We start from the raw sequence: 15,287 nt of genomic DNA, 5'->3' as shown, positions 1-15,287 counted from the left end.
TCCTGGGCCTGGACGGCGCTAATGCTCGGCGCGACCAGCGGCAACACAAGCGCGATCGCCGCTGCTGTACTCAAAACTTTCAAGTTGATCATTGTCGGCTCCATTTGGGGGATATTGGGCCTAACCCCCTTAAGGGGCGGACGTTCCCGAGCCCACGCATTGATTGCACGCGGGGGCGTAGCCTGTCGGACCGGAACTGTATGCGGAATGAACGGATTGAGCCGATTTCGCGACAGGGCGCGGGCGTCATCGTGCCGTGCAATGTCCCGTCCGGCGGGCTGGAATAGCAGCCTTTGTCTGGACAATCCGCCCCGCCGGTGGCATCAGAGCGGCACGACATCTCGAACCGGCCGAGCCCTCATGAAGCTATTTCTGCTGAAATTTTTCACTTGGTGGAACGGTCAGACGTTCGGCACCCAATTGTGGACATGGCGATTCGGCGAGCTGGTCGGCCAGGACGAGCAGGGCAACCGCTACTATCGCACCAAGGGCCGCAAGATCGATCCGACGCTCGGTTTCGAGCGGCGCTGGGTGATCTATAATGGATATGCCGAGGCGAGCCGGGTGCCGCCGTCATGGCATGGCTGGCTACATCACGTTGTCGACACCGCGCCGACCGAGGAGAGCTACACGCCGCGGGAATGGGAAAAGCCGCACGTCCCGAACCTGACCGGCACGCCCGCGGCCTACCGTCCCTCGGGCTCGACGCTCGCCAGCGGCCGCCGGCCCAAGGCAACCGGCGACTACCAGGCCTGGACGCCGGGAAGCTGAACTCTCGATAAGTTTACCCCGATTTCGCCGCCGGCGACTTGTCGGTATTATGGGTGTATATACACTCATGACATGAAGCAACCTTCCGATCACGATACCGACTACATGGCCTGCGCCGGCTGTTTCTGTCTCGCGTCGCGGCAGGCCGCACGGAAAATCACCCGGCTGTACGATTCCTATATGCAGGGTTCTGGCGTCCGCATCACGCAGTTCACCATCCTGTCGCAGTTGATGCTCCGCGGTGAAATGCCGATCAGCAAGCTTGCGGGCCTGCTTGGGATGGAGCGCACCACGCTTAGCCGCAACCTGACCCTGCTCGAAGGCAAGAACTGGATTTCGATCAGCGCCGGCGAGGATCCGCGCGCACGCATGATCGCCATTACCGCGCAGGGACGCGGCCTGGTTCGCCGCGGATTTCCCTACTGGTCGAACGCGCAGGCGCATATCGGCAAGCTACTCGGCACCGACGGCCAGGCCGCGTTGAAACTTTTGAGCTCCCGAAATTTGGAGTGAGACGAACCGGACCCTTGGCCGACATTTCGTTCATCTCAATAGGTGTAACTACACATACGGAGGTGTGCCATGCTGGACTTCATCGGAACTATCGTTCTCGTCGCTGCGATCATCGTCAGCATCAATGCGCTCACCGGCGCGATGCCGATCAGCACAGCACAACGTCTCGTCCTTTCGGTCGGCGCCGGCCTGTGGACGGGTCTGGCTGCCGCGCTCGCCAGCGCAAACCTGTTCCTTGGTACAAACCCGGTGGGGCCGCCGGTGATCGGCACAGTCATCGCGTTTCCGCTGGTCGCGACTGCCGTTGCGGCATCGATCTCGCCGGCTGTGCGCGCTTCGCTGCTCGGAATGCCGATGCCCTTCCTGATCGGTCTGAATGTCTGGCGTATAGCGGGAGGATTTTTCCTCCTCCTTGCGGCCGAAGGCCGGCTTGCCGGACCATTTCCAACCTCGGCGGGCTGGGGCGACATTATCACCGGCACGCTCGCGTTGCCGGTGGCCTGGCTCGCGCTGCGCGGGCAAGGCAAAGCGCTGGTTTGGGTCTGGAACGCATTCGGCATGCTCGATCTCGTGGTCGCGATCGCACTTGGCGTCATCTCGGCGAACGGCTCGCCGCTGCAGTTGATCCACGCCGGGGCCGGCTCGGAAGCGGTGCAGATGTTGCCGTGGTCGCTGATTCCGACCGTGCTGGTGCCGATGTTCCTGATCGTGCACGCGGTCATCTTCGCCCAACTGGCCCGTGCCGGCAGGGGTGCGGAGGCGTCGTAACGACGATCATGGTCTTGGTCCCGGCCTGTGGACAACGGTAACAGCGGGGACATTCTTTGGCGCCGTCTTGCACTGTGCGCGTAGTGGCGGTTCAATGGGACATCTTACGGAGATGGGAAACCATCGCGTCGGTGTCGGGCTCCAGCTCGCGACTGCCCCGATTTGCAGCGGCTACCGATCAGGATACGGCCGGGAGATAGGCCCCCGGTGCAGAGGTTCTGAAATCGCCCGCTAATGTGTGGCTGCCGTAGGACAGGAAAGGTCGTCTGGGAAACCAGGCGGCCTTTTTCTTGCGTGCGGGCGATATCGCGTGTTGTTTTTTGTCATCATCCGCCTTGTGCGCAATTGCGCACTGGGGCGCCATTTCCGTAAAACTGGGCACTCCAAAACCAGCTGTTTGATCTTGTGCAGTAAGCCGTCATTGGCGGCCGGTGTGGCTCGTAATCGCATCGGCGAACGACGGCCACAGGCGCGCGAGTGCCTGGCGAAGGTCCTGGCCGAAGGGGTCGCTCGCCGGCACCTCGTCGAGCAGCGTGCCCAGGTAGTAGCCGCCCTGGCTGTCCTGGACGTCCCATTGCGGCTCAAGATCGAGCGCCTTCACCTCGTCGGTCACGATGGCGGCAAAGCGGTCAGCGCCGAATCTGCTTTTGGCGATGCCGATGAGATCATGCTCGTGCCACACCCGGCCGTGAAGTCCGCCCCAGGTGATGTTGAGCGCGACCGCGACCGCAAGCCTGATATCGTCCTCAGTCGTCATGCCGTTCCGGGCCACGAATTCGGGATAGAGCGTTCGGGTGGCGTATTCCTCGTGCTCGCCGTCTCGCTTGGCGATGTAGGTGCGAAAGATGTCGGTCGATCCGCGGTCGAGAAGCAACAGCGCACGCATCGCATGGGCGAGGCCGCCAGTGGGCTGCTCGCGCAGGTACTCGTTGCGAGGCTGGCTGCCCTCGCCACCCTCAAATCCGGCGTGATAGACCGTGAGCAGGCGGCGCAGCGCCGGCAAGGCCTGCGTCATCCTGCGTTCGACGAGGATGTCGAAGAACTCGCGCTCGCGGACCGTCCTGCCGCCAACCTCGAAGGTGAAATCGAGCTCCTCGGCGCGGATCATCGACCGAAGGCCCTGGCGCTCGATCTTGCCCGCCATGTCGTCTAGGCACGCGGTGACGCTCTCCGCTGAGAGGTCGGGAAGCTCGACGCGGTTGGTGATGAAGCGGTCGACGATAATCTCGGCTTGCGGATCCTTGATGTCCAGCGTCGGGCGGCGGCGACCGCTTGTCGAGCACTCCTCAGCAACGGCGAACCGTTGCCGCAACGCCTCCTCCAGTCCCGGGTCGGACGCGCGCGATCCGAACAGCCGGCCTATCCAGGACGATCGCTTGACGAGCCCCGACCTTGGACGCCATTCGGCGGTTGCGGCGGCGGGGTCGACGATCAGGATGCCGCTAGGACGGTGCAGCTCATCGTCGTACGTCACGACGAGCAGTCGGCCGTCGGTGTGCTCGACGGCGGCATCGAAGCCGTGGTGGTCGTGGTGGATGTGGAGCCGCCAAACGTCCTCGCCCGGGGCGAGCTTTGCCTCGTTCGCCCAGAGTTGGCCGTCGGCGAGCCGGATCGTGCCGTCAGGTCCGGTGACGATGCTGTCATAGACCGTAAGCCGTGTCAGTGTGTCGACGGACCAGATTTCGAGCGTCCAGGAATTGTAGACATAAAGCCACGCCTCGTCGGACGACAGGAATGCGCTCGCGGAAGAGTTGATCTCTGTGCGCATAGTGGTGGTGCCGCCTGCGAGATCGTAGACCGCTATCTCGCCCCTGGCGCCGCCGATCGCCAGAACGGCCCTGCTTCCGAGCGGCCAGGCGTATGTGGTTCGCCCGTAGTTGAACGGCACCCAATAGCGCGATGCTCGTCCGCCGCCTTCCTTGATCCGCACTGCCGATATGTAAGCTCGATCGGCATGGACGACGTCGACCGCTCGCTCCATAACTGGCTGTCCTCCGGACAAATCGCGCATCGCCCCTTCAGCGGCGTGCGTTCGGGCCTTTTGCTGGTTTCGATCTACCTCCGGAACGTAAACATCCATGCAGGCCAGCGGCCGGCAGTTGCAGCGAATTCGTTAACTTCCTGGCAGCTTGTTGCAGTGAGGCGTAGCGCAAGGCCGCGGGGCATCGCAGATTGACCAATTGGAGCGCGTGGCGGGCTGCGGCATCATAGCGCCACAGCGAAGACGTAGTGCCCATCTTCATCGGCCGTGGCGCGCCATTTCGGTACAAAACTGGGCACTCCAAAACCTGCCGTTTTTTGCGCTGGAAGCGGCGACGACTTTCGCGTCCACCTCGTCTCGCTGCGCGAGCGCGCGACCAAAATAGCCTTGCCGGGCGGTTACGGAGCGAGTTGGGAGAGGATTGTGGGGTCTTCGATACGATCGTCCTGAGCTAACAGCATCGCTTTCGAGAGGATCAGCGTCGTCGTCGCGTCGCCTTCGAAGGAAAGGAATTCCAGATCGTCGTTGCCGGCTGCTGGCACAATGCACAGGTGGCGACCGCTGGCCGCGAGCTGGCTGGCGCCTGATCCCAAATGAATGCGATAGGTCATTCGCTTGCCGTCGACGATCAGCCAATCGCCGGCGAAGTGACAGCTTTCCGCGATGCTGAGTGATGGCAACAGCGACTCCAGGAATGCTTTACGCACCGCTTGCGCTTCTCCGCGATTGGCGCTGGCAAAGGCGTCACGATATCGCGCTGCGCCTGGCACTTCCGAGAGCGGCCGCCGGGCATCCGCGCCACGGTCGGACCAGAAGCGGTCTGCCGCGACGGAGGTTGCGTCGATGGCGGTCTCCAGGTCGCACAGCGTCTCACTGAACGCCATGGCGGGAACCTGATCGAGCGGCAGAGGCTCGGCGGCGACGCTTTTCGCATCGAGCGCGTGGAACATAAGCCGATCGGTCGTCACATATTCGTAGTTCGGGGCGCCGTAATCCCCCGGAGTGCTCGGCGCGCCGACGCCGGAGAACCAGAACTCGGCCGCCACGCCGAAAGCGGGCAGCAGAAGCCGGTTCGGCTTGGCGTCCGACCTCTCATCGTAGGCGACGCGGCTCGCCGCGATCCAGCCGCGCTTGCGAAGGATGGCGATAAGCGGCGGTTGATGCAGGATATGACCGGCGAAACGATTGGAATAGGTTCGCGTCTCGCGCTCAGCGTCTGTCACGACGTAGCTCGCGCGCCACGCCTGTGCGAAGGGCTGGCGTATTTCGCTGGCTTTCAGCCGTTCGCGCCAGGCCGTGACGGCGCCCACGCGCTCGGCCAGCGGATGCCACAAACGCACACTGGTTTCCGGTCCCGGAAGCGGAAGTACCTCGCCATCCGTCGACAAGATCGTTCCGTCGGTGCGCGGAATCCCCTCCAGCGTGCCGCTTTCGATATTGAATTGCCAGATGAGCCTGCGCGAGAGCGTGGCGACGAGGCCATTGTCGAGCAGACGCTCGCGCCAGTCAGCGAGGCGCCAGCATCGGTCGCGCCGCCATGCGGATTGCAATCGCGCCCGCGCCTCGGGCAGCAGCAGCGCAATGTCGCCTTCAGCCTCGGCAAGATCATCGGCGAGGGCTTTGACATTCTCGTCCGTAAGTGCAGCCTTCGGTATGCCGCGCTTGCGCCGTGCCTTTGAAGCTGACGTGTCGAGGCTCGTCAAGGTCGCCTTGCGCGAGGAGACCACGGCCAGCGTGACGGCGTACGTTCCCAGCGTTTCAGTGCGCGTCCCATCCGGTCCGATGCCATAATCGGACGTCGCCAGGTCCTGCATGTCGTCGAGGCCAAGTCCTACCTTGGTGCCCGTGGCCGTGAGTGCCGCGTCGACGAGTTTTGCGACCGATTTGTCACGGATCGTGCGGCGCAGCCGCGCCAGCGCATAGGCGGCCTCGAGGGTACCGATTTGCCCGAGCGACCACAGCACGGCATTGCCGGCTACCTTGGAGCGGAAGTCACCGAACTTCTTGAAGTAGAATTCGCGACCCGCCGCCTCAAGCAGAGCCGGAACGCGTACGTCGTCGATGCGCGACATCGCCCAGACGACGCCGCGCGCGATGGCGACGCAAGGCTCCGACATCGATCGACGCAGGCGGTTTTCGGCATCGCTTCGCGCGTAATCGGCGGTCGAAGAATGATGCGGACCAACGAAGACGCCGGCGCTCCACAAGCTGTCCAGAGCCAGACGGCGTAGCGCGAGCTGGGGGCTGCGATGGCGCGACGAGCGCGCAAAACCGTCGCAAAGCCGCCAAAGGGTGCTGAACGCCATCGTGGCTTCGCCGGCGTAGTTCCAATCGACCGCGTCGAGTGAATGGTCATGCAGGTGACCGAGCCAGCGCACGAATCCGCCGAGCGCTTTGTCGACACCGATGCGTGCGAGATGTTCGTCGGCTACCTTCAGCCACTTGGCCGAGGGCTTGGTCGCATCAAGGCTGACGAGATGATCGAGGAAGCGCCCTTCGCCGTCGGCGCCTTCAAAGGTGAAGGCGGCGATGTCGGGGACGCCCTCGCCGTCGAACGTGAATGGCGAGGGATTGATTTCGCCGCGCGCGAAACGCTGGAAATCTTCGAGCTCCGCGTCGGTATAGGATCGGAAGCTGGCCTCCGCCACCCGCTGCAACCCGTTGGACTCGCGCAGCGCAGCAAATCCCGGCCGGGCCAAGATTTCCGGCGTCGGAGGCGACGTAGAACCTTCGAGAGTCCACCACTGCCAGGCCACCTCGTCATCAGAGACGTCGAAGGTTGCGCGAAACGCCTCGGGATCGCTCAACCAACTCGGCGACGCGAAGCCGTCGGCGAAGGCTCGCTTGACGTCGTCGACGAGCACGCGAACTTCCCGGTGGAAGTCGCGGTACAATGCCCAGTTGGCGCCGCTGAAGTTTCCATATCGCACAGCGGCCACCCGCGTTGGCGCGATTGCCTGCATACGCTGGAAGAACGTGTCCTGCCGGCCGTAACCGGAGATGTCGAGCAAGGCTTTCGCGGCCGGCTCCAGCGTGCCACCCTTCGCCAGCAATGCGTCGCGCGCGTCCGCGCTGATGTCATGATAGCGATCGAAGACGATCAGCGCGTCGCGCCGCGCGGTGTCCGGCAGTGCCATGCCCTTGGCGACGGCCTGGGCGATCACCTTGACGGCGCCCAACGATTTCTTCCAGTAGTTGCGGCCGGCCATATTCTTCAGGTCGTAGCCTTGCGGACAATGGTGGGCGAGCCAATCCAGCGTCCGCGCTACCAGCTCGGCGTCGACGGGATAGCCCGCATCGCACAGGACCATCATGACGCCTTCGCAAAATTTCTCGAAAAGCCAGACATCACCTTCGGCTACGTGGACGGGAAAACCGTTAACGTAGCTTTCAAGCTCGCCGTCCCAGCCAAGATGCGCCTTGACCGCGAGAAGATGCCAAAACAGGGATGCGCGGCGCTCGGCCGGCAGCGCGCGGATCGCCGCGCGGCTTTTCTTGGCCTCGTCCTCCGTAACCCATCTCAGCGAAAACCAGACGCGGGGTGTCCGAGCCGCCGCCAAATCGAACAGCGCGTCGAGATCCGCCACGCTTTGACGATCGGCTCCGGGCATGAGGCGAGCGTGGTCACGCTTCGACGCCAGGCTGTCGTGGTCGTTCTTGTCTCGCAGGGCGGCGCTTGCGAACATGGCGTCACGTGCCTCGTGCAATGCGGTCAGCAACTCGGCGGCGATGTTGGTGCGGTGGTCGGACATGCAATTTTCTTCCGCGGATGACAGAAGTGCGAACGGTTCAAAAAGCGAAGGCCATTATCCGCCTTTGAGCGGCGTCAGGCGCAGGAACACAACGGTACTTTTTGGCGTAAGCAGGAAGGGCGCGTCGAGACCGACGATCTGTTGGCGGTCGACGAGCAGGAAAAAGCGATTTGCCGAGAATGCGCGCAGTGCAGTCTCAATCGCTTCGTCGAGCGTCATGGCGTGCGTGTTCGCGCTCATCGTAACCAAGGCGATGGGCAGTTCGTCGCCGCGCGCGTCGAAACGTTCGAAGAGAGGTTCGAGCTCCCGGCGAACCCTCTCGGCAATCAGCAGGCGCGCCGTGATCGGTACGCCCTCGGACCAACGGAACACTCCGGCGGCTATTGGCGGACGCGTCCCGGCTTGATCGCAGTAATCAAGTTCAAACATTGGCTCTCCGCACTAGACACTCGGGCGAACCTGAAACCTCTTTCAATAAATTGACGTTGCGAAAGTCGCGATTTCTTGTTGTTGGTTAACGGTTGCTTACACCCTAGATTCAAGCCGGAAGACAGTTTGCAGCCGTGAACGCGCCGGCTGGCGAGTCACTCCGTGTCGCCTGACATCTACGCCGCGGCTAGCGAAAAATTACAGGACATCGCTGATCATGCTGCCGGAGCGCATCGGCGGCCGCGCCATCATAGCGGCATGGCGAAACAATAGTGCCCATCTTCATCGGCCGTGGCGCGGACGATCCAGTACTCCGTGATCTCTCGGCTCCAGTTGGCACCTGCGTTTACTGGATGCCCGCCTTCGCGGGCATGACGGCGGGAGGGAGGTCACCCCAGCCGCGCGGCGGCGCGGTTGATCATTTCGCCGCGGCGGATTTGCGCCTGTGCAATCCTGTCTTTCATGAGGGCAAGGACTTCCGGCGGCGCGGTGTCCGGCGAGCCGGAATTGAACGGTGGCGCGGGATTGTATTCGAGGCGGAGCTGGATCGCCTCTGCGGTCTTCTGGTCGTGCAGCAGCGAGACCAGCGTCAGCGCGAAATCGATACCTGCGGTGACGCCGCCGCCGGTGACGCGGTTGCGGTCGACGCAGACCCGCGTCTTGGTCGGGATCGCGCCAAACGCGCTGAGAAAATCCATCGCCGTCCAGTGCGTCGCCGCGCGGTAGCCTTTGAGCAGGCCGGCAGCGCCCAGCACCAGCGAGCCCGTACAGACCGAGGTGATGTATTTTGCGCCAGGGGCCTGCTTGCGCAGGAAGGCCAGCATCTCCTCGTCGTTGATCATGTCGTCGGTGCCGAATCCGCCCGGCACGCAGATGACGTCGAGCTGCGGGCAGTCGGCAAAGGTTGTGGTCGGCGTCAGCATCAGCACGGAGTCGCTCGTGACCGGCTCGATCCGTTTCCAGATCAGATGCACCTTGGCGTCGGGGAGGCTGGAAAACACCTGCAAGGGGCCGGTGAAGTCGAGCTGGGTGACCCGTGGGAACAACACGAGACCGATTTGCAGCGGCGTGGGCGTTGGAGACGGCGCGGACATCGTGACCTCCGGAAAATTTGGCTTGACGAGAGGTATTCTGCCATGGTCGCTTCATGTCCGAAATGGCATTTTTCCCTCGTTTTAGGACATATGCCAAGTTGGGACAGAAACCAAAAAGCGGGCCAGCATCATGATCGGCGTTCTCGTGTTTCCGGATTTCCAGTTGCTCGACGCTGCCGGGCCGATTTCGGCATTCGAGATCGCGGCGCGTTTTGCCGAGAGCGCGCCATCGATCCGGGTTCTGGCGGTGACGCCGGGGCCGGTGCGGTCGTCGTCGGGCGTCGAGATCGTCGCGAGGGGATTGAAGTCGGCATCGGCGATCACCACGCTGATCGTCGCGGGCGGCGAGGGCGTTCGGCAGGCGGCAAGCTGTGAGAAGACGCTCGGCTTCGTGCGCGCTATTGCCAGACGTGGTGTCCGCATCGCCAGCGTCTGCTCCGGCGCCTATGTCCTCGCGGAGGCCGGCCTGCTCGATGGCCGCCGCGCCACCACGCATTGGCAGCGCACGCGGCACTTTCTCAAGACCTATCCGCAGGTGAAGCTGGAGCCCGACCGCATCTTCGTGCGCGACGGCGACGTCTGGACGTCGGCCGGGATATCGGCCGGCATCGATCTGTCGCTGGCGATGATCGCGGAAGATTACGGCGACGAGATCGCGCAGAAGACCGCGAAGCAACTGGTGCTCTATCACCGCCGCAGCGGCGGCCAGTCGCAATTCTCTTCGCTGCTGGAATTGAAGGCGCCGAACGGCCGCTTCGGGCCGCTCTTGGCTTGGGCACGTGAACATCTCGATGCGCCGCTCACCGTCGAGGATCTCGCCGAACAGGCCGGCATGAGTTCGCGGCATTTCACTCGCGCCTTCATGGCGGAAACCGGCACGACGCCGTCAAAGGCGGTGGAGCGGCTGCGCATTGAGGTGGCGCGGCAGCGCGTGCAGTCCTCCAGCGAGGCGATCGAGCGCGTCGCGCAAACCACCGGCTTCCGCGATCCGGAGCGGATGCGCCGTGCCTTCATCCGCGCCTTCGGCCAGCCGCCGCAATCGCTGCGCCGCGCGGCAAGGGCGGGGTAGGGGCATTGGAAAACTGTTATCTGCGCCGCGGCAAGAGCCAAGATCCGAACTTATGATTTCACCTTGATGTAGGTGGTCGGAACGGCGGTGGTGAACTTGAGTTCCTCCATCGCGATGGACGAGTTGATGCCGGAGAATTCCAGGCGCTTGATCATCCGCTGATAGACCGCATCGTACGTTTCGATGTCGGGCACGACGATGCGCAGGAGATAGTCGGTTTCACCGGTGAGCCGCCAGGCTTCGACAATCTCGGGGATATCGACGATCACCCGGCGGAATGCCTGCAGCCATGCGGCCTCGTGGCGCGGCGCCTTGACCGACACGAACACCGTCATCGGCAGATTGACCATACGTCGGTTCAACAGCGCCACGCGCCGGACAATGACGCCGTCCTCATCGAGCCGCCGGATCCGGCGCCAGCAGGGGGCGGGGCTCAGCCCCACCTTTTCGGCAATCGTAGCAACGGGAACGAGAGCGTCAGTTTGCAGGATATCGAGAATTCGGCGGTCGATCGCATCCATCACGTTGCCCTTCATTTAGGCTGAATGTATATTTCTTAATCAAACGAAATATTGGGAGCAAATATCTCATACTTGCAAATTATAGCAATAGCATTGCTCATATTGGTGTGATTCAGAAAAAATTCGATACCAACGTTGCATCCCATGCTTGCTATCGTTTCGGCGCGGATTCGAAACCAGCAGAGGCGGACGGTAATGCGAACGATCGGGCTATTGGGCGGCATGAGCTGGGAGAGCACGGCGGTGTATTACCGGCGCATCAACGAACAGACACGCGATCGCCTCGGCGGCCTGCATTCCGCCGAAGTGCTGATGCGCTCGGTCGACTTCGACAAGATCGTGGCGCTGCAGCAGGCGGATGCTTGGGACAAGGCCGGCACGGTGCTGGCGGGCTTCGCGCGCGATCTCGAAGCCGCCGGCGCGGCGTGCGTCGTGATCTGCACCAACACCATGCACAAGCTGGCCGATACCGTTCAAAGCGCTGTGACGGTGCCGCTGTTGCATATCGCCGATGTCACCGGGCAGGCGGTCAAGGCGGCGGGCGTGAAGCGGCCGTTGCTGCTCGCGACCCGCTACACCATGGAGCAGGACTTCTATCTGTCGCAACTGCGGGCCAAGCACGGCATTGCCGCCATGGTGCCGGATGCCGAGGACCGCACGAGCGTTCACGACATCATCTTCGGCGAACTCTGTCGCGGGATCGTGCTGGAACAGTCGCGGCAGCGCTATCTCGACGTGATCGCCAAGGCGAGGGCGGCCGGTGCCGACGGCGTGATCCTCGGCTGTACCGAGATAGGTCTCCTGATCAGCCCGGACCATGTCGGCCTGCCGACATTCGATTCCACGCTGTTGCACGCTGATTCCGCCGTCGACTTTGCGCTGGAGCAGAGTGACGCGCCCCGGCGCAATGCCGCATAATCCGGCCATGGCGCCTGCGTCCGCCCCACTTCTCCATCGGATTCTTTTCACGCTAAGAGGTGTCCGCGCTATCCCCATCGGCCAGCGGCCTGCGGCGGGGGATCGCCACGGCACCTCGGAACCCAGTGTTTGATGACTATTGCCCGAACCCCTTCACTGGCCCATTGGGGCGCGTTCAACGCGCTGGTGGAGAACGGCCGAGTGATCGGATGCGAACCGTTCGTCCGAGACGCGCTGCCATCACCAATGCTCGCCGCCATGCCGGAGATGGTTCATTCACCGCTGCGGATTGCCCGGCCGGCGATCCGCGAAGGCTGGCGCGAAGGACGGCCGCGCAGCGGCGCCGATCGCTTTCGGGAAGTGAGTTGGGACGAGGCGCTCGATCTGGTCGCCGGCGAATTGACGCGGGTGCGCGGCACCTACGGCGACACCGCTATTTTCGGCGGCTCCTACGGCTGGTCGTCCGCGGGACGCCTGCATCATGCGCGCACATTGGTACGTCGCTTCCTGTTTCTCGGCGGTGGCTGCGTAGATCAGATCGGAAACTACAGTTGGGGCGCGGCGCAGTTTCTGCTGCCGCATGTGATCGGCACCTACCAGCCGGTGACCGGCCGCGTGACCGACTGGAACTCGGTGGTCAAGCACACCCGGCTGGTGATCGCATTCGGCGGCTTGCGCCTCGAGAACAGCCAGGTGACGTCCGGAGGCAGCGGCTCGCACGTGCTGGAATCATGGCTCGGCCGGGCCAAAGCCGCCGGCATCGAATTCGTGGTGATCAGCCCCAGTCGCTCGGATGCACCCGGGTTTCTCAATGCCCAGTGGCTCGCGATTCGTCCGAATACCGACACCGCGCTGATGCTGGCGCTCGCCCATACGCTGCTGGTCGAACAGCGGCATGACGCCGCATTTCTGGACCGCTATTGCACCGGCTTCGAGACGTTGCGCAGCTATCTGCTGGGCGCGGATGATTCAACGCCCAAGGATGCAGACTGGGCCTCGGCGATCTGCGGCATCGATGCGGACAACATTCGCAATCTCGCGCGGCGCGCGGCCAACACCCGCAGCCTGATCACCTGCACATGGTCGTTGCAGCGCGCCCATCATGGCGAACAGCCTTACTGGGCGGCGATCGCGCTCGCCGCGATGATCGGCGGCATCGGCCTGCCGGGCGGCGGATTCGCGTTCGGCCACGGCTCGCTCAGCGGCGTCGGCGTGCCGCGCGCGGACTTGCCAGGCCCGGAAGTCTCGGCGCCGCCGAATCCGGCCCGCAGCGCCATTCCTGTCGCGCGCATCGCCGACATGCTGCTCGCGCCCAATGGCGTTTACGAGTTCAACGGCCGTCGCGGGATCTATCCCGACATCCATCTGGTCTATTGGGCCGGCGGCAATCCCTTCCATCATCACCAGGATCTCAATCGCCTGCGCAAGGCCTGGCAGAAGCCGGACACGATCATCGTCCACGACAGCTGGTGGACGCCGACCGCGCGTCATGCCGATATCGTGCTGCCGGCGACGACATCGCTGGAGCGCAGCGACGTCGGCGGCTCGTCACGCGACCGTTACGTGTTCGCGATGCACCGCGCCATCGCGCCGCTCGCCGACGCGAGACATGATTTCGAGATTTTCCGCGACCTCGCTTGCCGCCTCGGCTACGAGGATGCTTTCACAGAGGGCCGGGACGAGATGGCCTGGTGCCGCTCGATCTATGAACGCGTGAGGTCCGGCTCCGCCAATCAGAACGTCGCGCTGCCGGACTTCGACACGTTCTGGGCCGACGGCTTTGTCGAGTTGCCGCTGCCCGACGAGGATTTCGTGCTGTTCGACGATTTCCGCCGGGATCCGCAGCTTCACCCGCTCAAGACGCCGTCCGGAAAGATCGAGATCGCGTCGCAGACCATCGCCGACTTCGGCTACGCGGACTGTCCGCCGCATCCAGCATGGCTGCCGCCGGCAGAATGGCTCGGCAGCGCCACGGCCGAGCGTTGGCCGTTGCATCTGATCACCCATCAACCGGCCGGCCGGCTGCACAGCCAAATGGACCCGGCATCGGTCTCGCGCGGCCACAAGCTGCACGGACGCGAGCGGATTCGCCTGCATCCGCAGGACGCCGACCCACGCGGCATCAAAACCGGCGACGTGGTCCGCGTATTCAACGATCGCGGGGCGTGCCTCGCAGCGGCGCAGGTTGAGGCCGCCATGCGGCCTCGGGTCGCGATCATGGCCACCGGGGCCTGGTTCGATCCGGCGCTGGCGGACGGAGAGCCCGAGCGGCACGGCAACCCTAACGTGCTCACCTTGGACATCGGCACGTCCCGGCTGACCCAGGGGCCGAGCGCGCTCAGCGCACTTGTCGAGGTCGAGCGCTGGGACGCCGCGCTGCCGGCGGTGGAGGCGTGGTCCCCGCCGCGGCTCGTCACGCAGACAGCAACGAACGACGAGACATTCAACGGACTATCACAACTGACAATTGGAACTGACAACCGCTAGACTGCGAGAAATCGAAAAGGAGACATGAGATGTCGAATAAGAAGCTGACCGGTTCATTCGTTGCCCTGATTACCCCGTTCAACAAGGACGGGTCGGTGGACTTCGCAGCGTTTCGGACTCTGCTCAAATTCCATGAAGACAACGGCACCAGCGCAATCCTGATCATGGGCTCAACCGGCGAAAGCTCGATGCTCTCCGCGGAGGAGAAGAAGCAGATCATCGTCGAGACGGCGAAAATGAAGACCGGCCGCATGCCGATCTTCTTTGGCTGCACCGGCAATAATACAGAGACGACGATCGCCAATGTCAGGTTCGCCAAGGACAACGGCGCCGACGGCGCCATCCTGGCCGCCCCCGCCTATATCTGCGCCCCAGAGGCGGACATCGAGGGCTTCTTCCTCGATGTTGCCGATGCCACCGACCTGCCGCTCGGCATCTACAACAATCCGCCGCGGGTGAAGAGCGACCTGCACTGGGATAACTTGCTGCGCATCTTCAAGCACCCAAACTATGTCGTGCACAAGGAATCCACCGGACGCGTCGGCCAGGTCGCGCAGGTGCTAGCCGGCAAGCCTAATGTCGCCGTGATGTGCTGCGACAGCCCCAATCTCGGCCTGGTGGTACCGACCATGAGCCTCGGAGGACACGGCACCGCCAATATGACCGGCAATATCGCTCCAGCCGAACTCGCCACCATCTCGACGCCCTGGACCAGCTATCGCGAGGCCGAAGGCTTCAAGAATGCCTATCTCTCGCTGTTGCCGCTGCTGCACTACACGTATTCGGCAATTAATCCGGTGGCGGTGAAATCGCTGATGAAGGCGCTGGGCATGCCGGCGGGCGATCTGCGCAAGCCGCTGACCAATCTCGAAGGCGAGGCACTGGCCAAGGGCATCCGCATCGTTCAGGAACTCGGCCTCGACAAGCGCTACGGCTACAACATCAAGCCGCTGTCGGCCGTCGCAGCCTGAACCAGGGATCGAC

12 protein-coding genes are annotated in these 15,287 nt (G+C 63.4%); 7 read left to right on the top strand and 5 right to left on the bottom strand.

What is annotated here, in order from left to right:
- Positions 1-360: 360 nt before the first annotated feature.
- From GWE18_RS17840 to GWE18_RS17830, 3 genes are all read left to right on the top strand, one after another.
- Positions 361-771, top strand: coding sequence for an NADH:ubiquinone oxidoreductase subunit NDUFA12 (locus GWE18_RS17840; RefSeq protein WP_057850625.1), 411 nt, complete (start codon positions 361-363; stop codon positions 769-771).
- Between the two features lie 72 nt (positions 772-843).
- Positions 844-1,284, top strand: coding sequence for a MarR family winged helix-turn-helix transcriptional regulator (locus GWE18_RS17835; protein WP_275187000.1), 441 nt, complete (start codon positions 844-846; stop codon positions 1,282-1,284).
- Between the two features lie 69 nt (positions 1,285-1,353).
- The gene (locus tag GWE18_RS17830; RefSeq protein ID WP_275186999.1) at positions 1,354-2,052 is read left to right on the top strand and encodes a hypothetical protein; all 699 of its coding nucleotides are present in this window, start codon (positions 1,354-1,356) and stop codon (positions 2,050-2,052) included.
- 418 nt (positions 2,053-2,470) lie between these two features.
- On the opposite strand, the gene GWE18_RS17825 is transcribed toward GWE18_RS17830, so the two are convergent.
- The 4 genes from GWE18_RS17825 to GWE18_RS17810 all read right to left on the bottom strand — a co-directional run bounded on the left by GWE18_RS17825 (position 2,471) and on the right by GWE18_RS17810 (position 9,308).
- Positions 2,471-4,033, bottom strand: coding sequence for a hypothetical protein (locus tag GWE18_RS17825; protein WP_275186998.1), 1,563 nt, complete (start codon positions 4,031-4,033; stop codon positions 2,471-2,473).
- A 398-nt stretch (positions 4,034-4,431) separates the two neighbouring features.
- Positions 4,432-7,785 (bottom strand): DUF4132 domain-containing protein, encoded by a 3,354-nt coding sequence (locus tag GWE18_RS17820; RefSeq protein WP_275186997.1) that lies wholly within the window; start codon positions 7,783-7,785, stop codon positions 4,432-4,434.
- A gap of 54 nt (positions 7,786-7,839) precedes the next feature.
- Positions 7,840-8,214: a hypothetical protein gene (locus GWE18_RS17815; protein ID WP_275186996.1), complete on the bottom strand. Its 375-nt coding sequence runs from the start codon at positions 8,212-8,214 to the stop codon at positions 7,840-7,842.
- Positions 8,215-8,603: 389 nt separating this feature from the next.
- Positions 8,604-9,308, bottom strand: a complete 705-nt coding sequence (locus GWE18_RS17810; RefSeq protein WP_275186994.1) for a DJ-1/PfpI family protein — start codon at positions 9,306-9,308, stop codon at positions 8,604-8,606.
- A 130-nt stretch (positions 9,309-9,438) separates the two neighbouring features.
- Here GWE18_RS17810 and GWE18_RS17805 point away from each other — a divergent pair, with 130 nt between their 5' ends.
- Positions 9,439-10,377, top strand: a complete 939-nt coding sequence (locus GWE18_RS17805) for a GlxA family transcriptional regulator (RefSeq protein ID WP_275186992.1) — start codon at positions 9,439-9,441, stop codon at positions 10,375-10,377.
- A gap of 50 nt (positions 10,378-10,427) precedes the next feature.
- Here the strand turns inward: GWE18_RS17805 and GWE18_RS17800 are convergent, their stop codons facing one another.
- Entirely contained in the window at positions 10,428-10,898 is a 471-nt protein-coding gene (locus GWE18_RS17800) for an Lrp/AsnC family transcriptional regulator (RefSeq protein ID WP_275187015.1), read from the bottom strand.
- A gap of 195 nt (positions 10,899-11,093) precedes the next feature.
- On the opposite strand from GWE18_RS17800, the gene GWE18_RS17795 reads away from it, so the two are divergent.
- The 3 genes from GWE18_RS17795 to GWE18_RS17785 all read left to right on the top strand — a co-directional run bounded on the left by GWE18_RS17795 (position 11,094) and on the right by GWE18_RS17785 (position 15,274).
- The gene (locus GWE18_RS17795) at positions 11,094-11,816 is read left to right on the top strand and encodes an aspartate/glutamate racemase family protein (RefSeq protein WP_275186991.1); all 723 of its coding nucleotides are present in this window, start codon (positions 11,094-11,096) and stop codon (positions 11,814-11,816) included.
- Between the two features lie 132 nt (positions 11,817-11,948).
- Positions 11,949-14,303, top strand: a complete 2,355-nt coding sequence (locus GWE18_RS17790; RefSeq protein WP_275186990.1) for a molybdopterin-dependent oxidoreductase — start codon at positions 11,949-11,951, stop codon at positions 14,301-14,303.
- 29 nt (positions 14,304-14,332) lie between these two features.
- Positions 14,333-15,274, top strand: a complete 942-nt coding sequence (locus GWE18_RS17785; RefSeq protein WP_275186989.1) for a 4-hydroxy-tetrahydrodipicolinate synthase — start codon at positions 14,333-14,335, stop codon at positions 15,272-15,274.
- Positions 15,275-15,287: the final 13 nt, after the last annotated feature.

Source organism: Bradyrhizobium sp. CSA112, assembly GCF_029051645.1.
Taxonomy (GTDB): domain Bacteria; phylum Pseudomonadota; class Alphaproteobacteria; order Rhizobiales; family Xanthobacteraceae; genus Bradyrhizobium.
This window is presented reverse-complemented; position numbering and strand designations above follow the sequence as displayed.